This window comes from Bartonella sp. CM86QHHN (assembly GCF_042194695.1).
Taxonomy (GTDB): Bacteria; Pseudomonadota; Alphaproteobacteria; order Rhizobiales; family Rhizobiaceae; genus Bartonella.
Window position 1 is genome coordinate 20,248 of record NZ_JBHIND010000024.1, and the last position, 17,168, is coordinate 37,415.

The 17,168-nt window shown below is 34.8% G+C and carries 15 protein-coding genes and 1 tRNA gene; 9 read left to right on the top strand and 7 right to left on the bottom strand.

Annotated features, from left to right (window positions below):
* Nucleotides 1–903: 903 nt before the first annotated feature.
* From ACFIKX_RS02075 to ACFIKX_RS02085, 3 genes are all read right to left on the bottom strand, one after another.
* Complete coding sequence (locus tag ACFIKX_RS02075; protein WP_375611967.1) at nucleotides 904–1,155, bottom strand: GlsB/YeaQ/YmgE family stress response membrane protein; 252 nt, start codon at nucleotides 1,153–1,155, stop codon at nucleotides 904–906.
* Nucleotides 1,156–2,010: 855 nt separating this feature from the next.
* Nucleotides 2,011–3,702, bottom strand: coding sequence for a Na/Pi cotransporter family protein (locus tag ACFIKX_RS02080; RefSeq protein ID WP_375628790.1), 1,692 nt, complete (start codon nucleotides 3,700–3,702; stop codon nucleotides 2,011–2,013).
* 70 nt (nucleotides 3,703–3,772) lie between these two features.
* A complete protein-coding gene (locus ACFIKX_RS02085; RefSeq protein ID WP_375628791.1) occupies nucleotides 3,773–4,984 on the bottom strand; it encodes a mechanosensitive ion channel family protein in 1,212 nt (403 codons plus the stop codon).
* Nucleotides 4,985–5,118: 134 nt separating this feature from the next.
* Here ACFIKX_RS02085 and dnaG point away from each other — a divergent pair, with 134 nt between their 5' ends.
* The 3 genes from dnaG to ACFIKX_RS02100 all read left to right on the top strand — a co-directional run bounded on the left by dnaG (nucleotide 5,119) and on the right by ACFIKX_RS02100 (nucleotide 10,514).
* Nucleotides 5,119–7,056, top strand: a complete 1,938-nt coding sequence (dnaG, locus tag ACFIKX_RS02090; RefSeq protein WP_375628793.1) for a DNA primase — start codon at nucleotides 5,119–5,121, stop codon at nucleotides 7,054–7,056.
* Nucleotides 7,057–7,426: 370 nt separating this feature from the next.
* Nucleotides 7,427–9,442 (top strand): RNA polymerase sigma factor RpoD, encoded by a 2,016-nt coding sequence (gene rpoD, locus ACFIKX_RS02095; protein ID WP_375613401.1) that lies wholly within the window; start codon nucleotides 7,427–7,429, stop codon nucleotides 9,440–9,442.
* Nucleotides 9,443–10,052: 610 nt separating this feature from the next.
* On the top strand, nucleotides 10,053–10,514 hold the full coding sequence (locus ACFIKX_RS02100) for a YcgN family cysteine cluster protein (protein WP_375628795.1): 462 nt from the start codon (nucleotides 10,053–10,055) through the stop codon (nucleotides 10,512–10,514).
* 29 nt (nucleotides 10,515–10,543) lie between these two features.
* Here ACFIKX_RS02100 and ACFIKX_RS02105 read toward each other — a convergent pair whose 3' ends face one another.
* A complete protein-coding gene (locus tag ACFIKX_RS02105) occupies nucleotides 10,544–11,287 on the bottom strand; it encodes an SIMPL domain-containing protein (RefSeq protein WP_375628797.1) in 744 nt (247 codons plus the stop codon).
* A 170-nt stretch (nucleotides 11,288–11,457) separates the two neighbouring features.
* Here ACFIKX_RS02105 and ACFIKX_RS02110 point away from each other — a divergent pair.
* Together ACFIKX_RS02110 and ACFIKX_RS02115 are read left to right on the top strand one after the other, a co-directional pair.
* Nucleotides 11,458–11,534: transfer RNA gene (locus ACFIKX_RS02110), tRNA-Ile, on the top strand.
* Nucleotides 11,535–13,232: 1,698 nt separating this feature from the next.
* On the top strand, nucleotides 13,233–13,415 hold the full coding sequence (locus ACFIKX_RS02115) for a hypothetical protein (RefSeq protein WP_375611974.1): 183 nt from the start codon (nucleotides 13,233–13,235) through the stop codon (nucleotides 13,413–13,415).
* Here the strand turns inward: ACFIKX_RS02115 and ACFIKX_RS02120 are convergent.
* Complete coding sequence (locus tag ACFIKX_RS02120) at nucleotides 13,339–13,653, bottom strand: helix-turn-helix domain-containing protein (RefSeq protein WP_007347852.1); 315 nt, start codon at nucleotides 13,651–13,653, stop codon at nucleotides 13,339–13,341. The two genes, ACFIKX_RS02115 and ACFIKX_RS02120, sit on opposite strands and share 77 nt — an antisense overlap.
* 610 nt (nucleotides 13,654–14,263) lie before the next feature.
* Between ACFIKX_RS02120 and ACFIKX_RS02125 the strand changes: the two genes are divergently transcribed.
* From ACFIKX_RS02125 to ACFIKX_RS02140, 4 genes are all read left to right on the top strand, one after another.
* Nucleotides 14,264–14,389 (top strand): hypothetical protein, encoded by a 126-nt coding sequence (locus ACFIKX_RS02125; protein WP_375613352.1) that lies wholly within the window; start codon nucleotides 14,264–14,266, stop codon nucleotides 14,387–14,389.
* 15 nt (nucleotides 14,390–14,404) lie between these two features.
* Nucleotides 14,405–14,659 carry a hypothetical protein gene (locus ACFIKX_RS02130; RefSeq protein ID WP_375628799.1) on the top strand — a complete coding sequence of 85 codons (255 nt, stop codon included), beginning with the start codon at nucleotides 14,405–14,407 and terminating at the stop codon, nucleotides 14,657–14,659.
* A gap of 306 nt (nucleotides 14,660–14,965) precedes the next feature.
* On the top strand, nucleotides 14,966–15,277 hold the full coding sequence (locus ACFIKX_RS02135) for a hypothetical protein (RefSeq protein ID WP_375613354.1): 312 nt from the start codon (nucleotides 14,966–14,968) through the stop codon (nucleotides 15,275–15,277).
* A 52-nt stretch (nucleotides 15,278–15,329) separates the two neighbouring features.
* Nucleotides 15,330–15,500: a hypothetical protein gene (locus ACFIKX_RS02140; RefSeq protein ID WP_375613355.1), complete on the top strand. Its 171-nt coding sequence runs from the start codon at nucleotides 15,330–15,332 to the stop codon at nucleotides 15,498–15,500.
* Nucleotides 15,501–16,030: 530 nt separating this feature from the next.
* On the opposite strand, the gene ACFIKX_RS02145 is transcribed toward ACFIKX_RS02140, so the two are convergent.
* Together ACFIKX_RS02145 and ACFIKX_RS02150 are read right to left on the bottom strand one after the other, a co-directional pair.
* On the bottom strand, nucleotides 16,031–16,210 hold the full coding sequence (locus ACFIKX_RS02145; protein WP_142416545.1) for a DUF1508 domain-containing protein: 180 nt from the start codon (nucleotides 16,208–16,210) through the stop codon (nucleotides 16,031–16,033).
* A 389-nt stretch (nucleotides 16,211–16,599) separates the two neighbouring features.
* A complete protein-coding gene (locus ACFIKX_RS02150; RefSeq protein WP_375628802.1) occupies nucleotides 16,600–17,139 on the bottom strand; it encodes a helix-turn-helix domain-containing protein in 540 nt (179 codons plus the stop codon).
* Nucleotides 17,140–17,168 lie beyond the last annotated feature (29 nt).

Sequence of the window (17,168 nt, forward strand, 5' to 3'; positions counted from 1 at the left end):
TATCGCATGAGAGCAATGGGAAAAATGTTTCGTGCTTTAAAATTCGTTTGTAACGCATATAAAGAAGAGCTAAAAATTCATCTATGCAAGATGATATAAAGAGGAAGTTTTAAGAGGAACAAAACTTTATTTTATACTTTAGAAAGTGAAGAGATATTCAAATCTTTTGAATTGAGATGTAAAGAAGATCGTATTATTTATAATAAAGAAGTTTATATTAATGCATATATTTTGATAAACTTTAAAATATATTATATTGTTAAATATTTTGAAATATTACATCACATAATGTTTAGTAATTATATAATAAAGTTGCATTAATATTATTCATGTTTACTTATATATTTTTATTATTAAAAATAAATTTAAAACAAATCATAATTTAATTTTCATATTTATTTTAGATACTATTTTATTTCATAGATTAGAAAAAATATTTATCATTTTATTCTTGCCGTCTCTCTTTATTTCTTAAGAATGTAAAAAAGCGCTTCGAGTTTTTCGGTAAAAAGGGTATTGTTGATAGAGTGTATAGGTGTTAAGCATTATACGGTAGAATTTTTAATCATCGTTAGTGATTTTTGTAACCTTATGAATTGTTATTACAGTGAGATATGCTGGATTTGCGCACGTGGTACATAAATCAGTTCGTATTTCGTTAAAATAACGCAACATATCTCTCCTGATATGCGTAAGTTTATATAGGTATGAAATGGTGCGTTATAAAGTTCTTTACTGCATTTCGTTTTATAATACGGTGATGGTGTATGCCTAAAATCGCAGCTTAAGCATCTCACTATCATATCAAAATTGGTAACACCAAGTTACAAGAAAATATTTCAAACTCTGCTAGTTGTTTCCTAGTTTTGTATTGAATTCCAAAAGGTGTAAAAAATAAATACTCTATGATCGAATTTTTTGTCCTATCCATATAAGAATACAGGCTCCTATAAAACCTGAAATAAGATAGCCAAGCCAACCAGCAAAACTTACACCTAAAAGACTAAAAAGAAAGCTTGCTAGCGCAGCGCCAATAATTCCTAAGATAATATTTAACAATATTCCTGTTTGGCTTTTCATAATATACTGTGCTGCCCAACCTGCAATCCCGCCGATAATAATAGCAGCAATCCAACCGATGTTTGCATTTTCCATGATACCCTCCTTTGCCTGAATTTAAATTGTAACTAGAGTAAACTTTGTAAAAATCAAGGTTTATTCCTTTTTTAACCAGTGGAAAGGATATTTCTTTTAGATATTTTACTTATTACTTTCCTTTATATAAAAATAATATTCACATTTATATCATAATAATACTTAATAAGTATAAATATACAACATATTTTAATTTATAAATAAATTAATTAATTGATAAATATGAATAAAAGAAGAAAATATTAGTAGAAATGTTCTAAGAACTCATAAAGTGTATTTATAAGCTTTTTAAATCTCTCTCTTACATTAAAAAACAATTGTGATTAAAGCAATAAGTAAAATGGATATTTAAAAGTTTGGAGCTTGCCAATTGATATCAATGATGTTTGAAATGAAAACTGTTTCGTTGATACGTTATAGCATGGCTGTATAGGTTGAACCTCTACCAATCTTGATATAAATGTTGCATTTTTGTGGGGTTTTGTATTTCTTATAGAGTATTTCTGTTTCGCTGCTACTGTGAAGCGGTTCCCTTTTTACAAGGCGGGTTTAGGTTGGAACTATCATACTCTTGACCTACTCTTTATGTGTTTAACAGTCTTGGCTTTGAGATGGTTAGGCATTTTTACGTCTTTCTTCAAGAGTTCTATTCTACATGCTGCTTTGTTTGTAATGTGCAAGCAGATGACTTTGAGCAATTCATCATGTATAGATTTTAAATGAAAGAAACTTACGATGCAGAAAGCTCATTTAAATTGTCGAATAATAAGATATTTTGATTAAATCAATATCTTGACCATATTCAAAATTGAATAATCGATGTGATGTGTGTTTTATTCAAGTTATTTGAAAGGTTTAAGTTTTTTCTGTTTGTTCTTCAGCAGGGTTGCGTAGACGAGAACTTTGAAGAAGTCCCTGTTCTTCTAAAATGGGGTAGATCATTGAGGTCAAAAGAGAGTTGATTTGTTTGAGGTCGCGCACAGTGTCGAGATGAAGACTGGATGATTCTACATTTTTGAGATCCCCTTCACGCAGACGTTTAAAATGTTTTAAACTCATCTCTTTTTCTAAGTTTCGTAGTTGATCTTTTTTTTGTACCAATAGGTGTGCAGTGTGTGTATCACGTGAGACGAGAACGTTAAATGCTATATGCGCGTTAGCTAGTACAATGGCGTGGAAACGAAGGAGGTCACTCCAGCCCTCGCTGCTGAACTGTAAACCTTTTTGTTGTTTCTTTTTAACCAGCATCAACATATTATGAATAATGATATCGCCTGCTTGGTCTAATTTTATACAGGCACCTAGAAGTTCTTGCGTTTGAAGAGCTTCTTCGTCAGATAATTTTTGTCCCGCTAATCGTGCAAGATAAAGTTTGATGGCGATATGTTTTTTGTCCAATATGGTGTTGAGTTGGTTGAGTTCACGAATAATATTGGGATCAGGCTTTTCATAAAGTCCCATAATTTTTTCTAGCATGATGTCTACAAGATCACAAATATGAATGACTTCACGCATGACATTCGAGAGGGCGAGAGTTGGGCGATCAAGAACACTGTCATCAAGAGCTGTTTGATCGGATAAATTGAGCGTTTTATCGGTTTGCGTTTTTTTTGCACTGATATGAACAATTTGAGTGGTCAATTTTAAAACCCACTTTGAAAGCGGTATTCCAGCAAGGAGAATGAAAACATTAAAAATGATATGGGCATTAATCACTTGAGTAGGGGTGTTCTTGCCAAGCCATGTGATGGGTGGTTGAAAGGAGAGAAATAAGACAAGTACAAGGATTGAACCAGCTCCACGCATGAGTAAATTTCCCAAGGGAACGAGGCGGGTATTAGGAGAAGCGTTGCGCGTTAAAAGTGGTGCTATAAGAGAAGAGCCAAAGTTGACACCAAGAACCATAACAATGCAAAGTTGCGTATGGATAAGATCGTAGTTGGCGAAATTGACCAGCAAAATGATTCCTGCAATGGATGAATGTAAGAGGTAGGTTAAGGCTGCAGCCAACAAAAAAGTGGAAACAGGATCGGTTGAAAGATAACGAATGATGCTAGGCAAAATTTTGCTATCGCGTAGAGGTTCTGTCGCTGTACTTATCATTTGTAAAGACAAAATCAAAAGACCAATGCCGATGACAATACGTCCTATTTGACGCCATTCACGTTTTTCTGTTGTCATGAAGATACAAGTGCCAATTAAAAGACAAAGGGGCACCACAAGTGTGAGATCATAGGTTAGGATTTTAACAACGACTGCTGATCCTAATTCTCCTCCGCGTACAGCCATCAGTCCCGCTATTCCAGAGACAAAACCAGATTCAACGAAAGAACTAACGAGGAGTGTTATGGCTGTAGAGCTTTGTAAAATCATGGCTGTAAAAAGCCCAAAACTTACAGCAAACAATGGTTTTGAAATGATGTAGCACATTTTATATTTGAGCCTGTCACCATAGGCGCGTTCAATTCCTGTGCGCACCATGCGTGTGGCCCAGAGAAGTAAAGAAATAGCGCCGGCAAGATGAAGGAGTACCAATGAACCGTTCATGATACTTTATTCTTTCTTTGTTGGTATGAATATGGTTGCCTCAAAATTAATAAATTGAAATTTATCGTTTTTATTTCACTTTTAATGCTTGGTTAAAATCATAACCGCTTGGATTTTGAAAAACCTTTAGACCAAAAAAGGGAAGAATGGAATAAAGGTGATCAAAAATATCACCTTGAATTTGTTCATAGTCGATCCAAACGGTGGTGTTCGTAAAGCAATAGATTTCTAAGGGTAAACCATTTTCTGTAGGAGGTAATTGCCGTGCCATGAGGGTCATATTAGGGTTGATGTTTAGATGCTGTTGTAGATAAGCAAAAACATAAGCACGAAAAGTTCCAATGTTGGTTAAACGGCGCGTATTGGCTAAGACATCATGATTTTTATCTAATTGAGCGTTCCATTGTTCGATTTCTTCTACTTTTTGCGTGAAATAACTTTCTAATAAATTAAATCGGGAAAGATATTTTTGTTCTTCTTTTGTGAGAAAATGGATACTTGATTGATCAATAAAAAGGGAGCGTTTGATGCGTCTGCCACCCGATTCTTGCATTCCACGCCAATTTTTAAAAGGGTCGGTCACAAGTTTACGGATAGGAACTGAGGTGATGGTGTTGTCGAAATTTTGAACTTTAACAGTATGCAAGGCAATTTCAATAACATCACCATCGGCACCGAGATTGGGGATTTCAATCCAATCCCCAACACGAACCATATCAGTGGATGAAATTTGAATACCGGCAACGAGAGAAAGAAGCGTATCTTGAAAAATTAACATGAGAACCGCGGCCATTGCACCAAGACCGGAGAAGAGAATAAGAGGGGAACGGTCAATCAATGTAGCGACCATTAAAATTGTTGCAACAGCAAAAAGTGCAATTTTAGCAATTTGAATATAACCTTTTATTGGTTTTAGTCGTGCTGTTGGTCGTTGTTCGTAAAGGATGTTAATGACATTGAGACAGGAAGAAATTGTCAGGACGACAAAGAAGATAATGAAGGCGTTGGCAACATTACTGATGACAGTGCTAAATGCATCGGGCAATGTTGAGATAAAATTAACACCAATTGAAAGAATAAAAGCTGAAATGATATCCGCTATGTATTGAATAGCATTATTAATATCGATCGTTGTATTTTTGGGGAGAAAAGAAGAGAGTTTTTTTGCTCCGTGAATAAGTAATTTTCGTCCTAGAAAGTTCACTAAAAGGGCAGCTATAGTAAGAATAACAAGCCAAGAAATAGCCTCTAACCACGGATATTGAGCAATAAATTCGATCACTTTTTATTCTCCATTTCTAAAAATATATGCAGTTGAGGGTTTAAAATTTTACAACTGCTTAAGAGGAAGTATTGGAATTATGCTCTAAAGTCGTTAAATATGCAAAAAAGAATTTTCAAACTCTGTGAGAGATAATGCGTTTTCCGCCCGATTTCCTTAATGAATTGCGTACGAGACTCCTAATTTCAACAGTGATTGGGCAACGGGTGGATTTTGATCCTCGAAAAAGTAAGCCTTCACGGGGAGACTTTTGGTGTTGTTGTCCATTTCATGGTGAAAAAACGCCAAGTTTTCATTGTGATGATCATAAAGGGCGCTATTATTGTTTTGGTTGTGGTGTAAGTGGAGATATTTTTACCTTTTTGTGTGAGCTTGATGGATTGCACTTTTCAGAAAGTGTAGAGCGTTTGGCTGATTTTGCGGGAATAAAACTCCCTATTTTGGATTCACAAAGTCATAAACGTCAACTGGAAAAAGCTGACCTTTATGATGTGATGAAAATTGCTACAGATTTTTTTCAATATAATTTACGCGATAAAGAAGGTACGCAAGCACGTCGTTATCTGGATGCACGTGGTGTTACACCAGAGCTTGTAGAGCGTTTCCGCATTGGTTTTGCACCGGTAAGGCGTACAGCTTTGAAAGAAGCTTTGAGTGCACGGGGCATTTCAATAAAGCAAATGGAAGAATGTGGGCTTCTCTCAGTGCATGAGGAGAGCGCAGATTCTTATGACCGATTTAGAAATCGCATTATGTTTCCTATCGAAGATTTGCGCGGACGTGTGGTGGCTTTCGGAGGGCGTGCATTAGAGAAAGAGACACGAGCAAAATATCTCAATAGCCCTGAAACAGTGCTGTTTCATAAAGGAAATATACTTTATAACGCGGCAGCAGCTCGCAAAAATAGTCGCTTTGTTGGCGATGAAAAAATTCATTCACTCCTTGTTGTTGAGGGGTATATGGATGTCATTGCATTGACTAAAGCTGGTTTTGAAGGAGTTGTAGCGCCCTTAGGGACAGCATTAACGGAAGCGCAAATTGAGCTTTTATGGCAGATGGGGAAGGAGCCTATTTTGTGTTTTGATGGTGATGATGCTGGTTTAAAAGCTGCTTTTCGTGTTGCTGATCGTGTGTTGCCTCTTTTAAAGGCTGGGGTTTGTGTACGCTTTGTTTTGTTGCCACAAGGGAAAGATCCTGATGAAATTGTTTGTGCTGGTGGAGCACAGCTTTTTTCTTCTTTTTTGCAAAAAGCTATTCCTTTGAGTGAGCTTTTATGGTGGCGTGCTACCTATGGAAAGCATTTTGAAATTCCAGAGGCACGAGCAGCGCTAGAAAAACAACTAAAACAACAAATTTTTACGATTAAGGATGAAGATGTCCGTCGTTATTATTTGCAAGATGTAAAAAAACGCCTTTTTGATTTTTTTCGTCCCTCTTTTTCGAAAAAAAGGGGGGAAGGGCGATATGGTCAATCTTCACCAAATAGGACCTTTAAAGATCAAACCTTTTCTCTGTTAGCAAATTCTGAAATAGTACGAAATTCTTCGCAATCTATCCCTTTGCGTGAAGCAGTGATTTTACTTACTTTAGCTTACTATCCTGAGTTGTGGTATGAAAATTTTGAAATTCTTTCTGAGTTAGAATTAAAAAATACTCAATTGATAATTTTTCATCAAGCTATGTTGGAAATTCTTGGGGACCAACAGCTTCATGATAAAGAGACGATGGTTGCGTTCTTAGAAAAAAGAGGGCAAAAGGCTCTGTTAGAGCGTATGAAACATCTTGTGCAAAATATTGGTATGCGTATTATTCCTGGTGGAGCCCCTATAGAAGATGCGCGTGCTATATTAAAACAAGCTGTCTACTTGCATCTTCAAGAACACCACCTACATAAGAGGTTACAGGATATTGAAGAGCAACTTGTAGAAAATCCTAAGAGTGAGGTTTTTGATCTGCTTCGTGAGGTAAAAAATGAGCTGGAGCAGATGCAGGCAACAGAAGCGTTAATTGAAGGATTTGGAAGTTGGTTGGATGAAAAAATAGACGGGAATACACAAGATACGATAAAATGATTCGCTTTTTTAATGCGAATCAGTCACTTAAATTTTAGATGAGGAAGTTTATGTGGAGTGACATTTTTATAAAGATGACAATTAAATTTTAGGAAAAGCGGGAAATTGGTTCTTACGATAGGGTGCAGAGATTATCTCAGAAGGGCTGAGAGGTGTCGGGGAAACTTCTGGAGTTTTCCCGCGTTTTTGTCTGGATGTCAAGTTTGTCTGGATGTCAGGGCGTATACAAAATGTATTCTTTCCAATGGTAATCTCTTAACAGGAAGTATATATGAGTAACTATTGGTAGATTTTAGTGAGAACAAAAAAACTGGTCACATGGAAACTATGGTTACATGGAAACTGTGAAGTGATCGAGTGGAGTTATGGTATGGCAACAAAGGTTAAACAGAAAGATAATGCAGAAGTAACAAACCAAGCGAGTTTGGATAGTCCTCTTCTTGATTTTTCTGATGATGCCATCAAGAAAATGATTAAACTTGCCAAAAAAAATGGTTACGTAACAATGGATGAACTCAATGCTGTTCTTCCTTCTGACGAGGTTACATCCGAACAAATTGAAGATATCTTGGCGATGTTCTCTGAGATGGGGGTTAATGTTGTGGATGATGAGGATGAAGTTGAGTCTGAAAATTATGAAGAAGAAGTTACGGTAGAGGGGGGTGATTTAGTAGAAGCCTCTAGCCACGCAATTGCAACGACAACGAATAAACGCGAAGTAACAGATCGTACGGATGATCCGGTGCGTATGTATTTGCGTGAGATGGGAGCTGTTGAGCTTCTTTCGCGGGAAGGCGAAATTGCCATTGCTAAGCGTATTGAAGCAGGGCGTGAGACAATGATTGCAGGACTTTGTGAGAGTCCTTTGACTTTTCAGGCTCTTATTATCTGGCGTGACGAGTTAAAAGAGCAGCGTATTCTTCTTCGTGAAATTATTGATCTTGAAACGACTTATGCTGGTCCAGAAGCAAAGCAGGCTCCTGTTATTGAGCGAAGTGAAGTTGATAAGACAGTAGAAGAAAAAATGTCTTCTGGTATACGTAATATGGGGGAGAGCGCAGGAGAGAGAAACATTGAAGACGATGATGAAGAGGACGAGGACGATGTTAACTTATCGCTTGCTGCAATGGAAAATGAACTTTGTCCTCAAGTTATGGAAACATTGGATTTTATTGCTCAAACCTATGTGAAATTACGAAAATTACAAGATCAGCATGTTGAAAGCAGTTTGGCAGAGCGTAAAGAGGGGGCTCTTACATCTTCTCAGAAGAAGAAATATATTCAATTAAAGGGTGAGTTGATTCAAGCAGTAAAATCCCTTTCTTTAAACCAAAATCGTATCGAAGCTTTGGTTGAACAGCTTTATGACATTAATAAGAGATTGATTCATAATGAAGGTAAGCTGAAACGGATTGCCAATAGCTATGGCATTGGCCATGAGGACTTTTTAAAAGAATACCAAGGGCGTGAATTGGACGCGGATTGGATGAATTATATTTCTGCTTTGCCTACACCTGGTTGGAAAGAGTTTTCGGTGCGTGAAGCAAAAGAAATCCAAAAACTGCGAAGTGAAATACAAAATCTTGCGCAAGAAACGGCTATTTCGATTGGTGAATTTCGTCGGATTGTTATGCAGGTGCAGAAAGGTGAACGCGAATCAACAATTGCGAAAAAAGAGATGGTAGAATCTAATTTGCGTCTTGTCATTTCAATTGCAAAAAAATACACCAATCGTGGTTTGCAGTTTCTTGATCTTATTCAAGAGGGCAATATCGGTTTGATGAAGGCTGTGGATAAGTTTGAATATCGGCGCGGCTACAAATTTTCAACTTATGCAACATGGTGGATTCGTCAAGCTATTACACGTTCAATTGCTGATCAGGCACGTACAATTCGTATTCCTGTTCATATGATTGAAACAATTAATAAAATCGTTCGTACCTCGCGTCAGATTCTCCATGAAATTGGACGAGAACCAACACCAGAAGAATTATCTAGCAAGCTTTCTATGCCGTTAGAAAAAGTACGAAAAGTTCTTAAAATTGCAAAAGAACCTATTTCTCTCGAAACGCCTGTTGGTGATGAAGATGATTCCCATTTGGGTGATTTTATTGAGGATAGGAATGCGTTATTACCAATTGATGCAGCTATCCAAGCTAATCTGCGAGATACGACAACACGCGTTCTTGCTTCATTAACACCACGAGAAGAACGTGTTTTGCGGATGCGTTTTGGAATAGGGATGAATACAGATCACACGTTGGAAGAAGTAGGACAACAATTTTCAGTTACAAGAGAGCGTATTCGTCAGATTGAAGCAAAGGCACTTCGTAAATTAAAACATCCTAGCCGTTCACGAAAATTGCGCAGTTTTCTCGATTCTTAAATAAAAGAATTCGTGTGCATTTTAATAACTCCCTCTTTCTTCCTAATGAAGGGGGGAGGTGCTTCATGTTGTACTTGGATACTTTTTTGAGAAAAACATAGGAAGAATTTGAACAATCTAGAAAGTTTTCGATGTTTAATGTTTTTCTTAGCTTTGGGGCTTTATACTTCTCTTTCTCAAAAGAATAGATATAGGGCAAAGGGTGGTTATGGAGTAGAGAGTAGGGGGCTTTCAAGAAATGAACGATAAAAACATTACCTTGCGTATAGCGCGGCTCGTTTTTAAGAAATGAGATCTATTAGGAGTAAACTTATATTGCAACATACGGACTTTTTGATGAAAAATGTATGTTCTTTGCAGAATTTTTCTATCATTTTAGGTGACGCATTTTATTCTTCGTTAAGTTTACAAAGAGATGTTTCAATAGGTTATGTTCATTTATATGCGCTATTTTTGAATATTCTCTTTTTATTCAGATAGCTTTTAAGAACATGGTTTAAAGTATACATTGAGTTGAATCTTTTTAAGAGACAGAAATAGATAAAATTATAGAAATTAAACGTTTCATTTTTTATAGATCGTCTTAATTAAAAAAGGTGTGTCTGAGTTTATGAGTGGAGAACTTCCCTTTTGGAAAGTAAAAAAATTAGAAGAGATTTCCATTTCTGAGTGGGAGAGCCTTTGTGATGGCTGTGGCTGTTGTTGTCTCCATAAAGTTGAGGACGATGATACGGGTGACCTTTATGCAACCAGTATTGCTTGTCGTCTTTTAGATGGGGAAACCTGCAGGTGTCGAGATTATGCTCATCGTAAATCAATTGTACCAGATTGTATATCGCTAGACATTACGACAGTTAAAACAGCGCGTTGGCTCCCAGAAAGTTGTGCTTATAGATTAATTTATGAGGGAAAAGATCTTCATTGGTGGCATCCATTGGTATCAGGGGATTGTCAGACGGTACATACAGCGCATATTTCTGCACGCGGACAAATAGAGATTTACGAAGACGAATTATTATCTGAGGAAGATTATCTTTATCATATTACTGGTCTTCTACGTGAAGGCCAGTAATATGATTTTTTATACAACTTGTTTGTGACTTAATCGATCGCAAAGACGACAGTGACGCTCACGTTATAATTTAATTCACCACCTGCAAAATTTGTATTTGCGTAGCTTACATCTGCTGCTCTACTCATGAGACGTGGTGTTGGGTGATAGTAATCATCCTTTTCATTGATTTCAATAATTTTTCCTAATTTTAAATCGGCTGCTTGCGCTATCGTTTGCGCTTTTTCAATGGCTTCAGTAATGGCTTTTTTACGTGCTGCTTGATAAAATGGCTTTGTATCTGCGTTGGTAAAAGTAATGCCGTTAACTGAATTAACACCTAGTGTCATCGCTTGATCAAAGATTTTACCAGCATTGGTAAGATCACGAATGCGCACGGTTAAAGAATTTGAAACATGATAGAGTTTTTCATTATTCTTTTTTTCGTGGTGTTTATCAGAGGTTGACTGATAAATGGATAAGCCTGATGTTTGCAAATCATTTGCTTGGATGCCATTGTTTTTAAAAGCGTTTATAATATCATTGATGGATTGATTATTGGAAGCTAATGCCTTTTGGGCAGTTTTGTCATAGGTAACAACGGCTAGATTAATAATGGCCATATCCGGTGCTGCTTGACTTTCTCCGATTGCTGTCACTGTAATCGTTGCATTTTTCATTTTATTTTCTTCAGCATAAGCACGTACAGTCAACGATGTGGCTAAGAGTGTAAATGCTAATATAACTGTTTTAACCAGAGAACTCTTCAGTGGTTGAATTTTCTTTTCTATCATATCTATACCTTTATATTTGTCAGTTAATTATTCTCTCATTTTTAAGAGTTTTTGTAAAGAAATTAGAGCACTGAAAAAAAAACCAATAGAAAAGAGAAAAAGATAGGTTATAATCTTTGTCAGCTCTTGTATCATAGGGCATTTTAGTTTAGAGAGAAACAACCTATTTAGGGCCTGTAGCTCAATTGGTTAGAGCCAGCGGCTCATAACCGCTTGGTTGGGGGTTCGAGTCCCTCCGGGCCCACCAATAGGGAAATGTACAATAGAAAAATGGATCGCTTATATAAAAGTTTTGAGATTCTACCTTTTTCGTTTTTTATTTATTTTCCTGTTTGTTTTAGAAGCTTTTGGTCGTTGTTTGTTGCTGTTTTTTCTCTCAGTCGCTTTAATATGATGGTATGTTTTCTTAGTCTCATCAAAGAAGTTCTCTCATTTGCAACCTTTTAGCATTTGGATTAACTGATATGGGTCGCTATTTACTTTCTTAATTCATATACTGTTTTGTACTTTTTCTATATGGTGTTCTTCATAAAATAGAAGGCTAAAAGCTTCATTGGATAAGTTTATTTATACTTGTTCTGCAAATAAACAGACCTCAATAAAACTAATTTTAAAGATTGTACCTGTTCAGAACAAATGGCTCAAAAAACATTTAGTGTAAATTTGCTTTTTTCTAAGTGATGTTAATGTCTTTTAGACGTTCGAATAGCATCATTGTGATGAAAGGTTAGTGTATAAGAGAATGTGATCTATGGGCATTCATATGTATCATGGGGGCAACGATGATAACATTTGTTGATATTTTCTTTTTCCCAAGAAAGGAATTCTATTTAATATCTTGAGAAATATTGTTCATAGTGACGGTGGCGTGTTTTTTGAAAAGAATTTTATTAATTGTTCTTTGAAAAGTCAATTGAGTGATTGTTTCTATCGCTTTGCATCATCCAGATTCTATTGTAATAAGCATTTTATTATTCTGTAAGAAATGTTTTCTATGATATTGGAAAATTTGTTAAAATGCCATTTTCTGTTTTTGTGTATTTTTTGCTTAATGTTTAAATTATAGAGTTTTCATGTGATCCGAATTATTATTGAAGAGCAGATGTCTTTTTTGATTTTACTCTGATAAGGAATTGGCAATATTGCGGTAACCCTAGCACTTTTTTGTATTGATAACATTTTTCTCGTATTGATCGTATAGAGAGTTTTATCTTTATTATGAGTTTTTTCTCTTATGAAAAATTATTGGCAGGGAGGGTGTTTTTTTGGAAAAGTATACTTCTTCTTCAAAGCCATACTTTTAAAATATAATTCTTCATTTGCATAAGGGAATTTCTCTCTTGTTGTGAATCTGTATAAAATTTACGTACAAAGATTGTGCGTGGTGATTCGTTTTATTTTTTTGATAGTATCATTTTTGCTTATGATAGAGACTTATATTAGTATTTACAAGGTGCGTTTAGAGGGGAGGTTACCTGTAAATGTGTTACAGAGTTTTAGGTAGTGTGGCTCTGTTTATAAGAATTTATTCCTATAACATTGTTATATTCTCGCTTTGCAATATTGTTAAAAAAACATAGATGGTGCTATGTAGAATAAATTGTGATGTATTTTTTTCAAAAAAGCTTTTTCGTGTTCTCTTATATAGAGTTCAGGAGTGTCTTCAGGGATATTTTCACATTAGTTTTTATTGGTCCGAATCGCAAGATCTGCGTAACATTATTCGCGTTTTTGATAGATTATACCAATTTTCATAAGAAGGTCTGGATCGTGTGATGCTTTCTGTTTCACCATGGTACATGACTAATAGAACTTCATCTGATTTTGTAAAATAAGTTTGTACACAATTGCTTCCATACTGCCTATTGCAAATATTTTTTTCTAAGGTATGAGATATATTTTAAACGCTTTAGCGTTATATAGTGTGACTACATGGAGTATGACTATGAAGAATGATAAAAAATTTGAAACAACTTTATCTGATATTATTGTGAAATGGGAGTCTTTATCGACGTCTCAAAAGCAAGCGATATTGGATAAAGTAGAAAATGCTACAGATTCTGCTCATTCAACAGAACATTTAAGGCTTCAATCTTCTTTTTATCTCCAGACGAAATCAAAGTTATGAGTTTTAAGTCTTCATCGGAGATGTTGAAACCAGTTATTACATATATGGCACTAGCATTTCCCAGTGTATTCAAAATAGCCATGAGTTTATCTACAGAAGGTCTCTTGCCTCCATTTATCATTTGTTGGACGTAATTTTGTCCACAGCCTGCAGCTCTGCTTATTTCAATCATTGTTCGTCCGTCACTTTTTATCAATTCAACTAAGCGTTGGAACCAATCTTTTTCAGTCTTTGTCATTTTTAGACCTTTACATATTTACGCTATAGCGTTAATATTGCGTTGCGAATCCAGAATATATGATACAAGGAGCGTGAAAATATCCATGTGTAGCTCTTCGCTAAGGAAGCATATAGAGTTGTTTTTAACTAATAACAAAATGTCCCCATACACTTTCAGATTCGAATCAATAAAAATGGTTGCTTAGTTCCACGGTTGTGAAAAAGTAAATGTGTATACCAGAAAGGGCGATACACACTCGTATGTTTATGAGATTTCACTATGATAGTATACGTAGCAGCATTATAAATCAAGATATACCCCAACATCAGAATTTGTAAAAAAAAATTCTGCGTTGAGGTAGTGTGTGAATATAACGAAGCTTTAGAGCCTTAAGAGATAGGATAATGGCTGTAGAAAAAATGTAAATTGCATAGATAAAGAATACTGATTTCTTCTTTATTGTAATAAATTAGATCACTATCAGATGGTATATCGTATATATGCGTAAAAAAATGGGAAATATCAAAAAAGTGATCTTGGATATTTTATTAAACAGGAAGGTAATCTGATCCACAAAGGTGGTTGTTTGGTAGAATTGTACATTCGATCAATGCCCTTATGGGGATGAATGTGTTTTTATGATGCTGCGGTTTATAATGAAGTCTGTGTTTATAATGATATTGTTATTGATAACAATGCATTAACATATGGTTGTTTAGTTGTTCGTAAGAGTTCGCATGTTTATGAAAAATAAGAACTTTACCGTTATTTGAATATGAGTGGAGATGCATATGCTAATGCTAATGCGGTCTTTTTTGATCAAGTTTTGAATGCTCAATGTATTGAATTTTGTGGTGATACTCGTGATTTTAGAAAGGCTCGAGTTTATAATGATGCTTTAGTTTGTGGTGATGTAAAGATTTGTGGGAAGGCAAAATTTTACAGAAATGCTGTGCTTTGTGACACTGAAGATTTTTGTAATAATGAAAAACTTTCATATATAGCCGCATTCCACATGGCGTAAAAAAGGAAGATAGGAACGATTTGGGCAAGGCTTGTATGATTGGATTGCGTCGTTAGTTTTATTTGACGTTCCTTATTTTTTGTATTTTGTGTCAATAAATGTGTCGCAAATAATTGGTGTGAGTGTAGATTTAGCCGCTTTCAAAGATTTGTTTGCGTCATTTATCAATGCTTTAATGGAGAAAATAAGAACGCCGAGAGTGATTGTTCACACTTGGAACATGCAATTTATTGCATTCTTTTTTTGATTGAGGATGAAACAAATTGGTCAAGATCATCACTTGAGCGACAATTAAGGGAGATCCAAATGAGTGTAAACGAAATTTTATTGGGAGCAATGATTGTTGTTTTGTTGTGCAGCGGGGTTATATTTCGATTTTCTTTATATTATCGCAGTCAAGTGAAAATTTTAAAAGAGGAATCTAGAAGAATAAAGCATGAGTTTTTAAGAGATTCTATGAAGATGACTGAAGAACGAGATAGGGCTATTAGAGAGCAAAGTATGGTGATTAAAAGACGCGACCAAGCAATTGAAAAACTGAAAAAACAAATTAAGCAATATGAAAAAAATGAAAAGAAATATAAAAAAATGCTTAAATCTGAAGATGATAAAGAGTGATTGTATTCATATTTTGCATTAAAGGGTTTAGAAATGTGTTAGGAAGATTGGAATGACGAGAGAGATAAACTTTAATGAAGCCAATTATGGTGCTGATGGAGAGATTGTATTGGAAGAGAATATTCAAGTTTACTCTGATTTTATGACAACATTTAAGGTTATAAGACAGAGCGTCGTTGATCATAAAATAAGAGTTTATGATGATAAACCAGTTTATAGGTAGGCTAGTTATTAAAAAGCGCGTCTATACAATCCAGCAATTTTATATTATTGCTGGAAACAGTTTTGCACGTTCTTTTTAGATGTAAGGTATAAATGCTACGATAGTTTCAGCTAATAGGTATAAAAAATTGCATGATAATAGAAAGAAAGAGATATTTGCTTTTTATGAAGATGAAATGGGTAAGTCAGTTATGATTATCAGATACAGAAGAGGAATATGAACGTAAAAGATATTAATATCTTTTAGAGTAAATATATTTCTCATTGATGATTTATCTTCTCTTCATGTGCGTTTATTTTTTATGAAAAATACAAAACTTAAGAGATTTTCTTTTTGATAAAGGCTATAGAGATTTGAGTATGATTGAAAATAAACATATAATCTGTAAGAATATGAATGTTCTTTGTGAGTGTCAGAAATAATACAAAAACTTCCTCTCATTGAGGGCAAATCAATCACTTTTCATTTATCACAAAAGTAACTACCATACCATTATACAAAATAAACGCTTGTTTTAATGGTAAAGAACGTTAGGACTGTAGTTCTCTAATAAGAGCCTTATGTGTAATTTCTTTTATTTGCTCAATATTGATTAGGATATCTTGTTTTGTTGGATAACCTTTACTAGAAAAAGCAATTTTTTGTGCATCTCCTGAGATTAAACGCCAGTACCATTGATTGTGAACTCCTTGAAACACCTCAAAATACATGCTTCCCACCTCATAAAATAGCTGATAATTTTCAGGATAAATATTTAACTAATCCGCTTGTAAACATTAATGTATGTCTCTCTAGGAAGTCGTCAATATATTCCCCTTAAATTTTCTGACCTTAAAAAATAATTTCTATGAGAGCTATTATTCTTTTAACAAGAAAAAATTTATTGTCAATAAGATATGAATGAGAATTTTATACTATAAAATTATTTTTTTTAATTTAAAGACACTATACTTTCATTTACAACGCAAATATTTTTCTGTCGTTACAGAAATAAAGTTTATAAATTATATAAAACTTCACCAGCACGGATAAAGTAAAAAAATACTTCTTTCCATACTGGTGTTTAATCATTTCTTGCTTTTTCTTTTGAAATAGACGTTTATTGATTAGCTATAACCTCTTTTTGGGATACGCTTCGAATGAGTAAATCAATGAATAAGCTAAGGGTATAAGAATTGGCCATTTTAGCTTTCATATCGATAAGAGAGGTTGTAGTTTTAGAGTTAAAACCATTTGATAAACCTTGTCTTGACAAATATTGCTGCAATTTTTCATAAGAACTGTCGATTTTTTCTTGATTTAGTTTTTCGTTACGATCACTATCGGCAAGTGTTTCTTCCAGTCCCTCGATTTTTTTAATAAAATAATTCCAGTCAAAATCACCTTTTGTATATTCGGTGTCAAACATTTTTCCTTGTCCAGTTAAAAGCCAATTAATATTGACACCATATAACGTGCGGTATGTTTGTAAGACACTAAGATTGGGTTCTCTCTCTCCACGCTCATAAAAAGCAATGGAATTTTTTGTCATGCTAAAACTTTTAGCTAAGGTTTCACGCGATGGATCGCCTAAAGCAAGACGTACATAACGTAAACGTTTTCCAAATATGGTTTTTGATTCAGTTTCAGGACGTGCCACGAATTATCTCCCTCGGTAAATCATCATGG

What these genes read in the sequence shown, in the direction of transcription:
- ACFIKX_RS02100 (WP_375628795.1), top strand. Translation starts at nt 10,053, where the DNA reads ATGAGTGGAGAACTTCCCTTTTGGAAAGTAAAAAAATTAGAAGAGATT.
- dnaG (WP_375628793.1), top strand. Translation starts at nt 5,119, where the DNA reads ATGCGTTTTCCGCCCGATTTCCTTAATGAATTGCGTACGAGACTCCTA.
- ACFIKX_RS02105 (WP_375628797.1), bottom strand. Translation starts at nt 11,287, where the DNA reads ATGATAGAAAAGAAAATTCAACCACTGAAGAGTTCTCTGGTTAAAACA.
- ACFIKX_RS02115 (WP_375611974.1), top strand. Translation starts at nt 13,233, where the DNA reads ATGAAGAATGATAAAAAATTTGAAACAACTTTATCTGATATTATTGTG.
- ACFIKX_RS02120 (WP_007347852.1), bottom strand. Translation starts at nt 13,653, where the DNA reads ATGACAAAGACTGAAAAAGATTGGTTCCAACGCTTAGTTGAATTGATA.
- ACFIKX_RS02080 (WP_375628790.1), bottom strand. Translation starts at nt 3,702, where the DNA reads ATGAACGGTTCATTGGTACTCCTTCATCTTGCCGGCGCTATTTCTTTA.
- ACFIKX_RS02135 (WP_375613354.1), top strand. Translation starts at nt 14,966, where the DNA reads ATGAGTGTAAACGAAATTTTATTGGGAGCAATGATTGTTGTTTTGTTG.
- rpoD (WP_375613401.1), top strand. Translation starts at nt 7,427, where the DNA reads ATGGCAACAAAGGTTAAACAGAAAGATAATGCAGAAGTAACAAACCAA.
- ACFIKX_RS02125 (WP_375613352.1), top strand. Translation starts at nt 14,264, where the DNA reads ATGTGTTTTTATGATGCTGCGGTTTATAATGAAGTCTGTGTTTATAAT.
- ACFIKX_RS02145 (WP_142416545.1), bottom strand. Translation starts at nt 16,210, where the DNA reads ATGTATTTTGAGGTGTTTCAAGGAGTTCACAATCAATGGTACTGGCGT.
- ACFIKX_RS02140 (WP_375613355.1), top strand. Translation starts at nt 15,330, where the DNA reads ATGACGAGAGAGATAAACTTTAATGAAGCCAATTATGGTGCTGATGGA.
- ACFIKX_RS02075 (WP_375611967.1), bottom strand. Translation starts at nt 1,155, where the DNA reads ATGGAAAATGCAAACATCGGTTGGATTGCTGCTATTATTATCGGCGGG.